This is a genomic window from Sinorhizobium sp. CB7 (genome assembly GCF_041357635.1).
GTDB lineage: Bacteria > Pseudomonadota > Alphaproteobacteria > Rhizobiales > Rhizobiaceae > Rhizobium.
Genome location: NZ_JAULLL010000028.1, coordinates 21,025 through 37,981, shown reverse-complemented (window position 1 = coordinate 37,981; position 16,957 = coordinate 21,025). Strand labels below are relative to the sequence as shown.

Genomic DNA, 16,957 nt, shown 5'->3' with positions numbered 1-16,957 from the left:
GCCCTAATATGTGCATCGGTCACGACAATGATGTCAGTGGGAAAGAGCAATGACTGTTCTTTGCATGGGTGCCTTAATAACGGCGGCCGCAACCTTGGCGGCAGTGGTGCTGTTTGATCGGATCGCGGCGTTGCGCAGCGATTTTCCTTCCAGAGTTCTCTAAGGCCAAAGGACGCGGGTCGTCCTTCTGCCGTGCCATCATGCCATGGCGCGCCGGTCGCGCCCCACGCTTTTTGCCTAGCATGGTTGGCATTCAAGCGACATTGATGTATCGCACCGCGTCGGAAGACCGGTCGTCCGAAATGCGGAAAGATCGTGATCCGCTTTCGTTGCTTTGCATCATTCGCCAGGAAGAAGAAGCCGGTTGATGTCCCTCAGACTTGGTCTCGGAATCATTTTCATCGTCACGTTGTGGCGTATCGTCATGCTTCATTTCGATACGACCGATCTTTTCGTCGATGAAGCGCAATATTGGTTCTGGAGCCAAAATCTCGACTTCGGCTATTATTCCAAGCCGCCGATGATCGCCTGGGTCATCCGCGCGATCACCGAGCTCTCAGGATCCGATTCGATTTTCTGGATCAGGATCGGTGGGCCGCTTTTTCACATGGCAACAGCTATAGTCCTGATGCGGGTCGCGCGGCGGTTCGTCGGACCCGACATCGAACCATGGGTCGGTGCCACCTTCATCACCCTGCCCGCCGTAGCGCTCTCGTCCGTTCTCTTTTCGACAGATACTGTCCTCTTCCTGTTTCTTGCCACCGCACTATGGGCCTATTTCGGGCTGACCGAGCGACGCTCGGTTGTTCTGGCGCTGATCATGGGGATCAGCTTCGGCCTAGGCTTCATGTCGAAATATGCAATTCTCTTCCTCGTGCCGGGCGGCCTCATTGCCCTGGTGCTTCTGCCTTCGGCGCGCGTCGCATGGCGCGACTTCATCATCAGCGTCCTTGCCGCCGGGGCCACCGTCATACCGAATCTCTGGTGGAACCTTGCCCATGACATCACCACGGTTCGTCATACGCAGGAGATCGCCCATTGGAGCGGACTTCAGCTGGATCTCGCGGGGGCGGCCGAGTTCTTTTTCGCTCAGTTCGGCGTCGTCGGCCCGATCATCTTCTACGCCATCTTATGGGCAACCTACCGGATGGTGCGCGGTCGAAGCGACGAGAAGGAAAAGCACCTGATCTGGCTTTCCGTCCCGGTCGTCGTGCTTATCACGCTGCAGGCGCTGGTTGCCAAGGCCTACGCCAATTGGGGCGTCACCGCCTATGCGGCCGGAACCATCCTTGCCGTCTGGCTGCTTCATCGAAAGACCGAGCGTGGGCTCAGCACGTCACTGATCATCAACAGCATCCCGGTAATCCTCATTCCCCTGCTGACGATCTTTGCGCATGATCTGCGGCTTCCGAATGGTGAGCTCGTGATGAAGCGATATGTCGGGCACAGCGACCTCAGCCGGACGATTGCCGATGTGGCAAAGCAGGCCAATACCAACATCATCGTTGCCGACAAGCGCGAGATCCTCGCCGACCTCTTCTATACGCTGCGCAAAGAGCCGTATCGGATCTATGCCCGGAATTTGGGAGGATTTCCGCGGAACTACTATGAGCAGGAATTTTCACTGCCGGCAGACGTAACCGATCAGGTGCTTTATGTGAGCACAGATCCGTTCGAATGCCCGGCTCATGGTGTGGAAAGTGTCAGGGACTGGCAATTGACTGACGGATATATGAGGGGCCGGCATATCTATGCCTATCGGGTGCAGCCGGATTGCCTGAAGCCGGCGAAGTAGGAGCCGGCCCACACTTTACACACGCATTCGATGATGGTTGCCTACCCTGCGCCCTCTTCCTATGATCGCCAGATATCTTCGGTTCGGGAGCCTGTGATGGCCACACGAGAGGGACAAGCTGACGACAGAGACGCAAATGCGCAGTTGCAGCTTCGTGAAGAACGCATGAAGCGTTTCCTTGCCGCCGCATCGCACGATCTGCAATCGCCGCTGAGACATATCGCCATGCATGCCGATATCCTCTGCGACGATCTTGCTGACAGGCTCGAGGCCGATCATCTTGCCAGCCTCGGGATGATTGTGGAAAGGGCGAAACACCTGCAAAACATGACCAAGGCTCTGATGAGCTTTGCCGCCGGAACGCCGCAGGTCGCAATTGCGCCGGTCGATCTCGAGGCGCTGTTGGTCACGGTGGCCAGGGACTTGGAAGAGCAAATCACCGCGGCAAACGCCACCCTCACCCATAAGGCGCTGCCGGTGATCAACGCCGATCCGCAGCTTCTCGGCAAGGTCTTGCGCAATCTGCTGATCAATTCCATCGAACATGGCGCAACGACCGCACAACGCATCGATGTCTCTGCTTCCAACGAAAAGGATCATTTGCTGATATTGGTAAAGGATAACGGCCCCGGCATCGATGCCCGTTATCAGCAGCACATATTCGAGCCGTTCTGGAAGCTTCCCCGGAACGGCTCAACACCCGGCGCGGGGCTCGGCCTCACCATCGCGCGCGAGCTCATGGAGGCGATGCGCGGCACATTGACACTTGTCCAATCCGACGCTTCAGGCACCACCTTTGCCATCAAGATCCCGGTTGGTACCCGCTAAATCATAAACGTGATCGAGCGGAACGGCGCGCACTTTCCCATCGCGCTCTGGAGCGCCGCATGTTCGGACGAACGCGCAAGGAAGCTCAGCAATCATCAGTCGGAGGGGGCAGGAAAATCGAGCACGCTGTTCGTATAAGTCTCGACGACATAACTGAAGGGCACGCCGCCGGCTAGGGTAAGCACCGCCCGATGCTGGAACAGATATGGCGGTATATCAAGATAGCCGGAGCCGGAACGGTCAGATGGTAACGCGCCCTTCAGTTCCCAGTCTGAAGGCAGCGGATTCCATAGGAGCCTCGCCTGGAGCGTCTTGCGATGAAAATTCAGCGCGCAAACTACCCGCCCGAAAGGCATATCGCTGTGATCGAGCTTTTCATTCATCTCCGGCGTGAGGCGATCGGGTACATACCAATTATCCGCCTCCGACAGAACGCGGTCACCGCAGCGCAGCTTGACGCGTCGGTATTTCACGACGTCGTATATGCCGACTTCAAGAATCTTGCGCTCTTCGTCACCGGCCTGCTTAACCTGATCCGGAATGCGTTCGACTATGATCTCCGGAGGATCGCCCAAATGATGCGTTTCGCACCAGCGATCCAAGGTCAACGTTGCGCTCTCATTGCTCAGCAGATCGTTCTGAAGGGATTGGATCAGCGCGAACGCCTCCAGTCTCGACGGCACCGTGTCCGGCCATCGAACAGTCCCAACGGGGGCTGCTATCGAATTGAGGGTCGTTGCGCCGGTGATAACGGCTATCAAGACGGACGATCTCAAGACAGACATGGCTGCATCTCCGCGAATACCGTATCCATAACTTTCGGTGATTGCCCGCAGCAAAGCACTATGCGTTCTAACGAACACACGCTTTAATCCTTTGTTTTCGTGTAATTCCCAAACTGCTTTGCACTCTTCCTGAGGCTGCTTTTAGGCGTTTGCGGCTGCAGTCAGATGTCAGAATGGCGTGATGGCATTACCGTTGTAATATGGCAGCGGCTGGCATGGGCCAAACTAGATGCTGTAATCTTCCTTCCAACAGGACGGCGTTTCGTAGGCCACGTATTCGCGAATGATGTGCTGGATGGCCGATGGATCGATCTCGTCCTTGCCGATGCGGAAGTCGACGCCGTAATCGGGGAATTGCTGGAAGTATCCTCCGCTTATGTCGGTGGAGACGACACCGATCGGGCCGGTATATCCCGCGCCGCGCAATTCCGGCACCGTTTCGCGGAAATCCGATCGGGGAAGCAGACGATTATCGAGGAGTATGAGGTCGAACCTGCCGCGACCGAGCTTCTCCACCGCATCCTCAATCGAGCCGGAATAGTCGAATTCGATCGCGAAGTCGGGCAGTTCGGGGACCTTCTTCTTGATCGCCCGATATTCGATGAACTCGTCATCGATGAAGAGAACCCTTATGGCGCCCTTCGGAACGCCCGAAGTTTCGTTATCCCGCTTGCTTGTCACGATACCAGGCCCTTCCTCAGCGCAATTGCCACCATATGAACGCGATTGACCGCATCGAGTTTCCGGGCGGCGGCGGTGATATGGGAATTGACCGTGTGTTCGGACAGGCCGAGGATGACGGCGATGTCCGCCGAGGTCTTTCCCTCGCTGGTCCATTTCACGATCTCGATTTCTCTTTGGGTCAGCCGGCCGGAAACCTGCGCAGAGAGGATCTCCTCGTAGAGTTTGTTGAATATCTGCATCACATCGAGAAGCACTTCGGCGATTTCCGCCTGATCGGGCGTCGACCTCGCCCCGCTCGTCATGAAAAAGTATCGCTTGCCTTCGGGGGTGAACAGCGGAATCAGCAGGAAGCAACCCCCGCGAAATTCATTGAGAACAAGATCCGTCGGGTATTCTTCGGCTTCCTCGCTCCTGCCGCAGAAGGGCGCGGTCATGAGCTGCATGTTTCTAGCCTTGGCAAGAGCCAGAACCTGTTTCATCGTCTGCACGAAGAGCGGGATGCGCTTTTCGCTGATGTTCGTGATTGGGCCATCCTCGCTGCCGCCAAGAGAGCCAGCGTCGGAAAGGCGCAGCAGCGCAAAATGCTCAAAACGATAATATTGCGTCGCGGATTTCAGCAAACGGAAAAAATCCGTACGGTTGATCGCTCGACCAAGCTCGGGACCCGTATGGAAGGGAACCGCTGCGACCTTGTTCATATCCTCCCCTCTCCTCTCCGACCGGCCTTGTAATCCGTTGCCCATTATCCCGAAATCTTGGGATATGAAGCAGAAATGGGAATAGTTAATAAGAAGATGAGAACTTTGATGGTTGGTCTTCGGGATGGGGTTTTCCGAAGACTACGGTGCGGAACTCATCAAATGTCTCGAACGTGAGTGAACCAATAGGCAATTCCGGTGGCATGTATTTTGTCCGTCCATCGTTAATTGCCCTGCCGTTCCTCATCCAGGGCGGCAGGAAATACTACAGCTCCGTGCGTCTTTTCAGACGCTTAAAGGTTGCTGTAGCACTTTGAATGACTGCATGTTTATCCGTAAATCGATCGCGATCTAAGGAAACATGCAGTAGGTGCCAGTAATAAAGCGAGAGATGGGCCGGTTTACCTTCTTCGATATGGGGTGTTGAAGATCGTGGCGGCGAAACGGTATCCGGCCCTCTCGAGCTTTTCAAAAGTATAGAATCATCCGCTGGTTGAACTTTGCTTTTCGACCTCTGCCTTGTCAATATTCGTTCGTGTTCATGTCCGAAACCAGAAGCGCGAGGCCGACATGTCAAAGCGCATCTCAAGGAGAGAAGGAGTTCATGAGCGCGACCATATCGAGCGGCTTTCCGACGTAGAAATCGGCTCCCGCGGTGGCTGCAGCTTCGCGATCTCCTATCGCATCCGAACCGCTGCATATTCCCGCCTTCAACTTGGACAATCTCCCGTCCGCCCGTATTCGCAGGATCAGATCCGCGCCGCCGACAGGCGCCATATAGAGATCTGCGACAAGCACGGAAGGCAGCGGACTGCCTTCCGAAAGCCGCGTCTCCAAGGCGGCATAGGCCGTGTCGGCATCCGCATAGCAGGAGAGCGCGGCCGGTATGTTGTCCCTTCTCCTCACATATTCGAGATAGAAGAGATCGTCTTTGCTGTCGTCCACGTAGAATATCTCGAACGTGCTGTCGTCGCTGCCCATCAATCCGGTTCGATCCCATCCGGTTGCTTCGAGTCTACTGCAACCCCAATATCATGCCGAAAGTTGTTTCCCTATTCTGAACTAGAGACTACGGGCAACCTTTACGCGACCTATTTTGGTGGCACGAAGGTTGACGTTAGCGTTGGTGATTGACAGCATGACGGTAATGGCTGATCTGCGGACAGAATGGAGAGAAGCCGAGACTATGTGGGCAATGGGATACACTGACCCGAAAGACCCGGAAAGGAGGCTGGGCCGCTACCGCAGATTTGTTGTCGCAGGCGGTATTGTCCTGTCGACGCTCGGTGTCGTCGTGCTGGCCGGATGGTTCGTGGGGTCGAACCATATCATTTCCGTCATGCCCGGATTCCCGGCAATGGCCTTCAATACAGCCCTGGCATTTCTGCTTTCCGGTATGGCTATCATCGCTTCCGCGCGCGCCGAAAAAAGGTATCGCGGCCTGGCAGTTTTGCTCTCCAGCCTAGTTGTCGTCATTGCCGTTGTCAGACTGATGGAAATCATCGCTCTCGGGCAGAGCTTCCATTTCGTCGATCGCCTGTTTTCGACCTACGTCGTGGATCAGGCATTCCGGCAAGAGGTCGGCGGGGGCATGGGACCGAACACGGCGCTCGTATTTACTCTCGGGAATCTGTCGCTCATTGCCTCGCTCGTCATGCCGCGGCGGATGGGTCAAATCGGCCAGGAGGTGACGAGCTATGTCATCATCACTCTGGGCATGGTCGCGCTCGCCGGATATGTCACCGACGCGGAGAACGGCTATCGCTGGGGATCCTTTGCCGCAATGGCGCTGCACACCGCCACCGGTGTGGTCATTTTCGGATCGTCGCTCCTTGCAAGAGCGTGGTGGATGCTTCCCTCGAACCGGGCGCAGATCCCGCTTTGGATTCCAGCGACTATCTGTTTTGCCGGATTGCTGGTCGATCTCTATACGCCGCTCGGAGTGGCGAACGGCATCCTCTATGTCCCGCTCGTCCTCACCGCCCTTTGGTTCGGCAATAGATATGCGCCATTCTCTTTCGCGCTTGTCTGTACCCTGCTCATCCTGCTCGGGTTCTTTGCCGTTAATCATGAGGGAGCTGGCTATTGGCGCGATCTGGTCAATCGCGGTGTCACCACCGCCACGCTCTGGCTGGTTGCCTCCCTGGTCTTTTATTTCATGCGAAACAGCCATTTCCTCGAAACGGAACGAATCCGCTTCAGCGCGCTGGTTCGCACCGCACCGGATGCCGTCATCACCATGGATGCGAACGGAATCATCTCGAGCTTCAATCCGGCTGCCGAAGCGATGTTCGGCTATAATTCGCAGGAGACCGTCGGACGCGACGTCAAGATGCTGATGCCCGAGCCCTATCATTCGGAGCACGACGGCTATCTGGCCCGATATAAAAAGACGGGCGAGGCGCGGATCATCGGCACTGCGCGCGTGGTTTCGGGGCGGCGCAAGAACGGGATCGTCTTCCCCTTGGACCTTTCGGTCAGCACCGTCCAGTCGGGCAGCCAACAGACCTTCGTCGGCATCGTGCGCGATATAAGCGAACGCGTGCGCCAGGAGGAGGCGCTACGGTCGACATTGGCGCGGATGGAAGCCTATGCCGCCGATCTCGAACGCAGCAACCAGGACCTCGACGAATTTGCCTATATCGCCTCACATGATCTGAAGGAGCCGCTGCGCGGCCTTCACAATCACTCACGTTTTCTCATGGAAGACTATGACGATAGGCTCGATGACGACGGCAAACGGCGCCTCAGACGCCTCGTTCATCTCAGCCAGCGGATGGAAAAACTCGTCAATGATCTGCTTTATTTCTCGCGGATAGGCCGACAGCAGCTTGCGATCAAGCAGACGGACATGAATCTTGTGGTAAAGGACGTCGTGCGAACGATAGAGCATTTCCTGGAAGATCGGCGAGCCAAGGTCTCGATCGACGGTATCTTGCCGACAATGACCTGCGACAGCATCCGTATCACCGAAGTCTTCCGTAATCTGATTACCAATGCAGTGAAATACAACGACAAGACGGAACCGTTGGTGCAGGTTGGATTTCTCGAGCGTTGGGACAGCGAGGATGGCGCGGTGCTACGTGACGTCTTCTACGTCCGCGACAATGGCAAAGGAATCCCAAAGCAGTTTCACGAGGATATTTTCCGCATTTTCAAGCGCCTGGAAAAATCGCAGGAAAAGGATGACGGAACGGGCGCGGGTCTGACCTTCGTCCGGAAAATCATCGCGCGACACCAGGGCAAGATCTGGCTGAAGTCCAAGATAGGTATCGGGACGACATTCTATTTCACACTGGGGCCGAGACGGGAGGGGCAATATGCAGCCGCGTGATACGCAAGCCATACTGATCGTCGAGGATAGCGAAGACGATTTCGAAGCGACGCTGCGTGCCTTCAAGAAGACCAATCTGCGCAATCCGATCCGCTGGGCCTCGTCCGGGCAAGAGGCGCTGGACATGCTGAACGGAAGCGCTGCGAAGCCGGGCCTGATCCTGCTCGACCTGAACATGCCAGGGTTAGATGGCCGCAGAACGCTTGAGATCATCAAGTCGGACCCGTCGCTCCGCAAAATTCCGGTCGTCATCCTGACGACCTCCGACGACGAGCGCGATATCGAAGGCTGCTACGCCCTCGGCGCCAATACCTATGTACAGAAGCCGGTCGATCTGGATGGTCTCTTTGCCGCGATCCAGAGGCTCAAGGAATACTGGTTCGAAATCGCTGTGCTGCCCGTAGAGGAGTGAGAAGAGGCAAAATAGATGTCGGACGAATCTACGCTCCTGATCATTGACGACAATGCCGATGACCGCGAGACCTACCGGCGGACGCTGAAGAGGGTGCAAAATACGCGCTACACCGTGCTGGAGGCGGAAACCGGCGAGGAAGGCATTGCGCTCACCAGAGAGAAGCGACCGGACTGCATCCTTCTCGATTACTCGCTACCGGGACAGGATGGAATCGGCATCCTTGCCGAGATCCGAGAACTCGATCCGGATGCGATCGTCATCATGCTGACCGGCCAGGGCAACGAAACAGTCGCCGTCGAGGTAATGAAGAATGGCGCTCGCGATTACCTGACAAAGGACGTGATATCGCCGGAATCGCTACATCGCTGCATACAAAGCGCCATCATGCATGGCAGCCTCGAACGCAAGCTCGAGCAAAAACGCCAGTCCCTGGAAATCTTCACCCGCGCGATGGCGCATGACCTCAAGGAACCCCTACGAACCATCAAATCCTTCGGCAGGATTCTGTATGGTTCCGCTGCGCTGCCAAGGGAAGATCGGGAATTGCTTGACTATATGCTGAGTGCGGCCGACCACATGGAAGAGTTGATCGTCAAGGTCTCCGGGTTCACGCGGCTTGAGGCCTCGAACGAACTGGAGATGAAGCCGGTATTTCTCGACACGGTGCTGACGCAGGTGAAAGCCAATCTGCTGCAACAGATCGAAAGCCGTGGAGCACGCATCGACCAGGGAGCGTTACCGGAGATTCGGGGCGACGCGACCATGCTCGCGCAGCTCCTGCAAAATCTCGTCTCCAACGCTATCCACTATTGTCGCGACAGGCAGCCGGAAATCCATGTTCGCGCGGAAGCGCATGCGGGCTTCTGGCATCTCATCGTCAGCGACAACGGACCTGGTGTCGCGCCGGAACATCACGAGGTCATCTTTCAGCCGTTCAAGCGCCTGGTCGGACGCGGAATCGAAGGCACCGGTCTCGGTCTCGCCATCTGCCGGCGAATTGCGCAGCTTCATGGTGGTTCGATCTGGTGCGAGTCGCGCGCCGGCCAAGGGGCAACTTTCGTCGTGGCGATCCCCGACGCAGGAGCCCGATCTGCCGGAAAGGCGGACGTCCAAACCGTGCTGCGCCCAGAAACAGCAGGTGTTTTTTCTCAGGAACCCGGTCGACTCGCCGACGTTCTCCTTGTTGATGACTGCCCGGCCGATGTCCAACTTCTCAAGATCAAGCTGATGAAGCGGGAAAAGGTGAATTTCAATCTGCACGTCGCGGCGAATGGCGAAGATGCGCTCCAACTGGTGCAGCGGCGTATTTCTGAGACGGGTCATCCCGGCATCGATCTCATGCTGCTCGACATAAACATGCCCATCATGGATGGTTTCGAGCTGCTCGATGCGTTGGCTTCAGACAGCAAGATGAGCACCATTCCCGTCTGCATGCTCAGCACTTCGGGCGACGTGGCGGACGTCCAGCGCGCAAAGGCGCGCGGCGCGCGGGCTTATATGGTCAAGCCGGCAACGCTGCAGCAATTGCAGAGCACCATTCGGGATATCGGCCGGCTGGAACTGATCCCCATGGGGGACGGATTGGGGCTTTGCGTCGAGCGGCCTGCCAGGCTAGAAGCGGTTGCGGTATGATTAAAGCCTCGCTCTTCATCCTGGCACTGCTTCTTAAGCCGCTGAACCCCGAGTTAGCTTCCATGGCCAATGGCATTCATCACATCACCCTGATTACCCGCAAGGTGCAGGCCAACGTTGATTTCTATGCGGGCTTCCTCGGAATGCGCCTGGTCAAGCAGACAGCCGGGTTCGAGGACGCAGCGCAGTTGCATCTCTTCTACGGCGACGGCGCCGCTACGCCCGGATCGCTGATGACCTTCCTGGTATGGGAAGACGGCGCACCGGGACGGGCGGGCTTCGGCCAGATCAGCGAAGTGGCGCTGGGGATCGATCCGACCAGCATCGGTTACTGGCTGACGCGCGCCTTGAGTTTCGGTCTCCGGCCGGAAGGGCCGGTGGAAGAGTTCGGTGAACCGACCTTGCGAATGAAAGATCCGGACAATGTGATCCTGAAGCTCTCCGGCGCGCGCAACCTGCGGCCAGCCGCCCACTGGGACGGTGCACAGGTGCCGACGGAGCACGCCATCCGTCGGATTCGTGGCGCCACGATGCTGACGGAAGTGGCAGACGAAACCCAGGCATTCCTCGAAAACCATTTCGACTACAGGCTCCAATCACGCAGCGGCGCCATTCGCCGTCTGATCTCATCGTCGGGCGATGTCGTGGACGTCCGCGACGCCCAGGGTTTCTGGTCGAGCGCACCTGGAACGGGCACGGTGGATCACATCGCCTTCCGTGCTTCCGATGAAGCTGAACTCGCACGCGTTCATGAAGACCTGCAGGCTCGCCATTCCTCCGCCACCAACGTGCACGACCGCAAATATTTCAAATCGCTCTATGTTCGAGAGCCCGGCGGCAACCTGATCGAGCTTGCAACCGACAAGCCGGGCATGACGGTCGACGAGCCCGTCACCAAGCTCGGAAGGAAACTCTTCATTCCTGGAGACGCCATCACTGACCTCAATGATCTGAGGGTCGTCCTGCCGCAGTTCTCGATGCCGGGCGAGCCGCGCGTCAACTATCGCGACCTTCCCTTCGTGCATCGGTTCTATACGCCGCCGGATCCGGACGGCAGCGTGTTCGTGCTCTTGCACGGCTCAGGCGGCAATGAGACGACGCTCATGCCGCTCCTCCATAAGGTCGCACCCAGGGCTACACTCCTCGGCGTTCGCGGGCGCGCGACCGAGGAGGGCTTCCCACGCTGGTACAAGCGTATTACGCCCTTCTCCTTCGATCAGCAGGATATCAAGAATGAAGCGGAAGCCTTCGCGGCCTTCATTGACGGAGCTGTGAAATCCTACGGGATGGATCCGGCCAAGATCGTCTATGTCGGCTATTCCAACGGCGCGAACCTGCTCAACTCGCTTCTCTATCTGCATCCCCGGATGATCCACCGGGCAGTCCTTCTGAGATCGATGCCGGTGCTGAACAACCCGCCCCGCGCCGATCTCTCCGGGACAGATCTGCTCGTCATCAGCGGAAAGACGGATGCCTACGGCCGCTATGCGAGTGAGCTGGAACAGAGGCTGAAAGGGTCAGGGGCAACGGTCGATTCCGATGTGATCTCGGGTGGACATGACCTCGGCGAGGCGGACATACCGATCATCCAGAAATGGCTCTTCCGCGAAACGGAAAGTCAGTAAGCCAGGAGCTTTTTCTTTCTAAGGTTTCGGTGATCACGCGGTCCCCGCCGCTCGATTGCGAGCGACAGTTTCGACGTGGGACAGGTTGCCGCCGGCTGCCATGAATTCCCTGATAAGGGCGTCGCGATTGCTGGACGCGCGAGACCGATCCGCAGACTGCAGCGCCGATTTCAACTCGAGCGCCGTGAGCTCTGTGCAATAGGCGGGGGTGCCAGGCTGCTGACGCCACGAGTCATTCAGGTCCCCGGAGTCCACCGGTTCAAAGCCGGTGACCTCTACCAGTTGCATGGCGGTGGCCTTGGCTTTCCCGTCGTCACCCGCGACAGGAATGGCGATGCGTCCAGACTGCCCCTTCGGCTGCCCCCTCTCCGCGAGCGTCACCGCCAACACTGCGTTCCATGCCTTGGTGACCGAACGGCCGATTTGCTCGCTGGCCCAGACGCTTTCAGGCTTGCCTCCGTCGACCTCCGTGATCACACCGTCGCGGAATGGATAGTAGTTAGAGGTGTCAATCACAACGACGTCGTCAGGGACATCGCTGAAAAGATTGGCGAGGTCCTGGTAGCTGGCAAAGGGAATAGAGAGAATGACGACTTCGACGTTTTGCACGGCTTCATCCTTCGAAACGGCGGTCGCTCCTGCGTCGCACGCAAGCTCGCGGATAGTGTCCGGCCCCTTGGAATTGGCAAGCTTGACCTCGTGCCCGCCGGCAGCAAGCTTCCGCGCCAAAGTGGCGCCGATGTTTCCAGCGCCAATGATCCCGATCTTCATGAGTTTTCCTTTCGTGAATGTGGAAGAGCGCCGGCCTCAGCTGATCGGCGTTCCGTAGCGCAAAACCAGATGCCGGAGATCTTGAACTATGTCTTCCAACGGAGGAGCCCTACTCGGCAGCCATTGCTCTTGGTGGCTCCAGGTCGTCCGCCGGTCCCTGGTGGATCTCATCTTCGGCCGGCTTGATCCGGAACCACGCGGCGTATAGTGCGGGGAGGAAGAGCAGGATCATAACCGTACCCACCGCCGTGCCGCCGATCAGCGTATAAGCCATCGATCCCCAGAACACCGAATGGGTAAGCGGAATGAAGGCAAGGACGGCTGCAAGGGCGGTCAGGATAACCGGGCGTGTCCGCTGCACCGTCGCCTCGATAACGGCGTGGTAGTCGTCTAGACCGGCTGCTTGGTTCTCCTTGATCTGTTCGGTCAGGATCAAGGTGTTGCGCATCAGGATTCCGGCCAGTCCTATCAATCCGAGAATGGCATTAAAGCCGAAGGGCTGATTGAAGAGGAGCAGGGCCGGAACCACCCCGGCAAGACCGAGCGGCGCCGTCAACATGACCATGGTCATCGTTGACAGGCTGCGGACCTGGAGGATGATGACGATCAGCATGGCGGCAATCATGGCCGGGAAGATTTGGACAAGCGCGACATTGGCCTTCAAAGATTCCTCGATGTTTCCACCCATCTCGATGCGATATCCGACGGGAAGCGAAGCGATCAGCGGCTGAAGTGCCTTCATGACCTGCTGGGAGACTTCCGGAGGCTGCGTAGCCTCGTTGATATCCGACCGGATCGTGATGACGGGCGTTCGATCGCGACGTTTCAGGATCGGTTCCTCAAACCGGATCTCGGAATGGCCGATCTGATCGAGCGGAACCTGTCGGCCGTCCCTGCTCATCAGTGAAAAGTCGGCCAGCCTTTCCGGATCGAGGCGGTTGTCGCCAGCGCTGCGCGCGACGACAGGCACGTTGCGGATGTTCTCACGAACCTGTGTCACTGGAATGCCAGTCAGCAGCAACTGCATCTGCTGCGCTGCCTCAGCCGGCGAAAGGCCAATCAAATTGAGCCGATCCTGATCGGGGACAAAGCGAAGCACGGGCGTCCGATTGCCCCAGTCGCGGTTTGCCTGCCGAACGTCCGGCACGCCTTTCATGATGTCGAGGGCCTTGTCGGAGATTTTGTACAGTTGGTCAGGATCGGGGCCCATGATTCGAAACTCGACGGGAAACGGCGTGTAAGGGCCGAACACGAGCTGCGTGACACGAACGTAGGCTTCGGGAACTAATCCATCCGAAACAGCAGTCCGAAGGCGCTGCTTCAAAGCCTCGCGCGCGTGAGAATCAGGGGTCAGCACGACGATCTTGGCGAAAGCGGGGTCTGGCAATTCCGGCGCCATGGCGAAAAAGAAGCGGGGAGCCCCCTGCCCGACATAGCTGGTGACGATCTTTGCCTCGGGCTGGTTTTGCAGCCAGCTTTCAACTTTCTCGACCGCGGCTGTCGTCGTCTCGATGCTCGTACCCTCCGGCATGCGGACCTCGACCAATACCTCGGGGCGATCCGACGTCGGGAAGAACTGCTGTTTCACCCCTCCCATTCCGACCACAGAAAGAGCCATGACGATGCCGACGACAGCGCATGTGATGAACTTATGGCGCACCGCAAACTCGATGAGCCCTCGCAGGCGCCGGTAATTCGGAGTGTCGTAGATGGCGTGATGGCCACCCTCGACTGGCTTGATCGCCGGCAGCATCTTGACACCGAGGTAGGGCGTGAAAATCACCGCGACGATCCAGGAAACGATCAGCGCAAAGCCCACGACCCAGAAGATATTGCCGGCGTACTCGCCGGCGGTTGATCTGGCGAATCCAACCGGCATCAGCCCGATGATTGTCACGAGTGTGCCGGACAGCATAGGTGCGGCCGTATGGCTCCAGGCATAGGCGGCCGCCTTGATGCGATCCATGCCCTCTTCCATCTTCACCACCATCACCTCGATGGCGATGATGGCGTCGTCAACAAGAAGGCCGAGCGCCAGGATCAACGCGCCGAGCGTGATGCGATCGAAGAACCGGCCGGTTTCCAGCATGATGAGAAAGACGACGGCAAGCGTGAGCGGAACAGCAAGCGCCACGACGATCCCGACCCGCCAACCGAGGCTGAGCAGGCTCACGAGCAACACAACGCCAAGCGCCATGGCGAATTTCAACATGAACTCGCCGACCGCAGCGTCGATGTTGACGGCCTGGTCGCTGACTTTGGCGAGCGTCATGCCGAGCGGCAGCGTCTGCGCGATCGCGGCAGATCTTTCTTCGAGCGCCTTTCCGAGTTCCAGGCCGTTCCAGCCCTGCTGCATCACCGCGCCAAGCATGATGGCGGGCTCGCCCTCATGGCGGATGATGTAGGTCGCTGGGTCTTCATATCCGCGCCGCACATCTGCGAAATCGGAGAGCTTCAACGTGCGTCCGGCAGCGACGATCGGGGTATCGGCGATCGCCTGCACACTGTCATAGGCGCCATCGAAGCGGATGAAGACCTGCGGACCGCGTGTATCGATGGAGCCCGCCGGCGTCACGGTGTTTTGCCTCTGCAAGGCGGCGGCGATGTCCTGTGCCGAAATGCCAAGGGTCGCGAGCTTGGCGTAGGAGAATTCGACAAAGATCTGTTCGGGCCGCTCTCCAAGGATGTTGATCTTCTTGACGCCCGGCACGTGCAGAAGATCCTGGCGGATCACCTCGGCCTGCCGGACAAGCTCGCGCATCGGCATGCCCTTGGCCTTCAGCGCGTAAAGGGCGAAGCTCACATCGGAATACTCATCGTTGACAAAGGGGCCAAGGACGCCCGGGGGCAGATTTCGGGCTTCGTCTCCAAGTTTCTTGCGGGCCTGATAGAACTCTTCCTCGACGGCCGTAGGCGGCGTGCTGTCCTTCAGCGTGACGGTCAGAAAGGCGTAGCCAGGTCGGGTCATTGTCTCGACGCGGTCGTACCAGGTCAGTTCCTGGATGCGCTTCTCGAGCGGCTCAGCGACGAGATCCTGCATTTCACGCGCAGTGGCGCCTGGCCACACGGCCGTGACCGTCAGGGTCTTGATGGTGAAGGAGGGGTCCTCGGCGCGCCCCAGCTTGACAAAGGCATAGACACCTGCGGCAGCCAGCAGGACGATGAAGAACAAAGTGACGGCTCGCTCGCGAACCGCGAGCGCGGAAAGATTGAAGCTCATCGGTTCGAAACCTCTTCCTGAAGCGCCGTCCTGACAGGAGCGCCATCTTTGAGGAGATGTGCCCCGAGGGCAACGACCTGCTCTCCAAGCGCGATCCCGATGACAAATGCTGTCTCCTCACCGAGCCGCTTGATCTCGATGGGAGCGAAGTGCACGGTGGAAGAGGCTTGGTCAACAACCCAGACTCCGGTACGGCTGCCGTCATTCAACACGGCGCCGACCGGAACCGCGACCTCCGACTGCCTTTCTCCATTGAGGATTCTGATGGTTACCGTCGAACCGAGCGGCGCCGAGGCGGCGTCGCCGTCGAGCACGTAACGGGCTTCGTAAGTGCGGGTCTGCGAATCGGCCGCATCCGAGATCTGTCGCAGGCGTGCTTTTCCGCCCCGCCCGTCGCTTCCATAGACATTAGCCTCCGCTTCCGAGCCAATCTCGGGCCGCAGGGACTCCGGAAGCCAAACCAGCGCTTCACGCGGCCCAGCCTGCGCGAGTTGAACCACCGTCTGTCCCGCCCCGACGACCTGCCCGGGCTCCCCGAGCGTCGCGACAATAGTTCCATCGGTGTCGGCAACCAGGACGGTATAGGTCGCTTCGTTTTCCGCGACTTTGGCTTCCGCTTCCGCGGCGGCGAGCTGTGCGGTCGCAGTGTCAAGGGCTGCCTTGGCTTGTTCATAACGCTGCGGCGTCGCAGCCAATCCGTTCTTGACAAGAGCCGCATAGCGTCTCTCGTCTGCTTCGGCCTGCACCAATACAGCGCGCGCTGCGACGACCGCATTGTGTTTTGCTGTGAGCGCAAGCTGAAGATCCGTCTCGTCAATGCGCATCAGAGGCTGGCCCGCCTTGACCTGCTGACCGACGTCGACCAGCCGCTCAACGATCTTGCCGGGGACACGAAAACCGAGGTTACTCTGTATCCGCGCTGCAATCGTGCCGGTAAAGGCTCGCTCGGCCGTCTCCGGCCTCGTCGCTCCCGCCAATCTTACGAGTGGCGGCGCCATTCGGGGATCTGCGGCCTCGGCCTCCCTTTTGGGCGCTTCGACAACGAGGACAAAAGCCGCGACAGCGGCCGCTGCCAGGAGGCCCAGAGATGTCAGAACATATTTGCGGTTCATTGCAGATGACTCTTCTTGACGAGCGACGCGCTCGATTTAGATTGCGATCTAAATCTAT

The 16,957-nt window shown here is 58.3% G+C and carries 13 protein-coding genes; 6 read left to right on the top strand and 7 right to left on the bottom strand.

The window, feature by feature from the left end:
- Positions 1-367 precede the first annotated feature (367 nt).
- Both AAE029_RS33325 and AAE029_RS33320 read left to right on the top strand, forming a co-directional pair.
- The gene (locus AAE029_RS33325) at positions 368-1,795 is read left to right on the top strand and encodes an ArnT family glycosyltransferase (protein ID WP_371077215.1); all 1,428 of its coding nucleotides are present in this window, start codon (positions 368-370) and stop codon (positions 1,793-1,795) included.
- 96 nt (positions 1,796-1,891) lie between these two features.
- The gene (locus AAE029_RS33320; protein ID WP_371077214.1) at positions 1,892-2,623 is read left to right on the top strand and encodes an ATP-binding protein; all 732 of its coding nucleotides are present in this window, start codon (positions 1,892-1,894) and stop codon (positions 2,621-2,623) included.
- Between the two features lie 95 nt (positions 2,624-2,718).
- Here AAE029_RS33320 and AAE029_RS33315 read toward each other — a convergent pair whose 3' ends face one another.
- From AAE029_RS33315 to AAE029_RS33300, 4 genes are all read right to left on the bottom strand, one after another.
- A complete protein-coding gene (locus tag AAE029_RS33315; RefSeq protein ID WP_371077213.1) occupies positions 2,719-3,408 on the bottom strand; it encodes a hypothetical protein in 690 nt (229 codons plus the stop codon).
- Between the two features lie 225 nt (positions 3,409-3,633).
- Complete coding sequence (locus AAE029_RS33310) at positions 3,634-4,089, bottom strand: response regulator (protein WP_371077212.1); 456 nt, start codon at positions 4,087-4,089, stop codon at positions 3,634-3,636.
- Complete coding sequence (locus AAE029_RS33305; RefSeq protein WP_371077211.1) at positions 4,086-4,790, bottom strand: helix-turn-helix transcriptional regulator; 705 nt, start codon at positions 4,788-4,790, stop codon at positions 4,086-4,088. Before AAE029_RS33305 ends, AAE029_RS33310 begins: the two co-directional genes overlap by 4 nt.
- A 585-nt stretch (positions 4,791-5,375) precedes the next feature.
- On the bottom strand, positions 5,376-5,771 hold the full coding sequence (locus tag AAE029_RS33300; RefSeq protein ID WP_371077210.1) for a hypothetical protein: 396 nt from the start codon (positions 5,769-5,771) through the stop codon (positions 5,376-5,378).
- Between the two features lie 205 nt (positions 5,772-5,976).
- Here AAE029_RS33300 and AAE029_RS33295 point away from each other — a divergent pair, with 205 nt between their 5' ends.
- From AAE029_RS33295 to AAE029_RS33280, 4 genes are all read left to right on the top strand, one after another.
- Complete coding sequence (locus AAE029_RS33295; RefSeq protein WP_371077250.1) at positions 5,977-8,124, top strand: PAS domain S-box protein; 2,148 nt, start codon at positions 5,977-5,979, stop codon at positions 8,122-8,124.
- Positions 8,111-8,536 carry a response regulator gene (locus AAE029_RS33290; RefSeq protein WP_371077209.1) on the top strand — a complete coding sequence of 142 codons (426 nt, stop codon included), beginning with the start codon at positions 8,111-8,113 and terminating at the stop codon, positions 8,534-8,536. Before AAE029_RS33295 ends, AAE029_RS33290 begins: the two co-directional genes overlap by 14 nt.
- Positions 8,537-8,551: 15 nt before the next feature.
- Positions 8,552-10,171, top strand: a complete 1,620-nt coding sequence (locus tag AAE029_RS33285) for a response regulator (protein WP_371077208.1) — start codon at positions 8,552-8,554, stop codon at positions 10,169-10,171.
- A gap of 62 nt (positions 10,172-10,233) precedes the next feature.
- Positions 10,234-11,796 (top strand): VOC family protein, encoded by a 1,563-nt coding sequence (locus AAE029_RS33280; RefSeq protein WP_371077249.1) that lies wholly within the window; start codon positions 10,234-10,236, stop codon positions 11,794-11,796.
- Between the two features lie 33 nt (positions 11,797-11,829).
- Here AAE029_RS33280 and AAE029_RS33275 read toward each other — a convergent pair whose 3' ends face one another.
- The 3 genes from AAE029_RS33275 to AAE029_RS33265 all read right to left on the bottom strand — a co-directional run bounded on the left by AAE029_RS33275 (position 11,830) and on the right by AAE029_RS33265 (position 16,899).
- Positions 11,830-12,567: an NADPH-dependent F420 reductase gene (locus AAE029_RS33275; RefSeq protein WP_371077207.1), complete on the bottom strand. Its 738-nt coding sequence runs from the start codon at positions 12,565-12,567 to the stop codon at positions 11,830-11,832.
- 109 nt (positions 12,568-12,676) lie between these two features.
- A complete protein-coding gene (locus tag AAE029_RS33270; protein WP_371077206.1) occupies positions 12,677-15,787 on the bottom strand; it encodes an efflux RND transporter permease subunit in 3,111 nt (1,036 codons plus the stop codon).
- Positions 15,784-16,899 (bottom strand): efflux RND transporter periplasmic adaptor subunit, encoded by a 1,116-nt coding sequence (locus AAE029_RS33265; RefSeq protein WP_371077205.1) that lies wholly within the window; start codon positions 16,897-16,899, stop codon positions 15,784-15,786. Before AAE029_RS33265 ends, AAE029_RS33270 begins: the two co-directional genes overlap by 4 nt.
- Positions 16,900-16,957 lie beyond the last annotated feature (58 nt).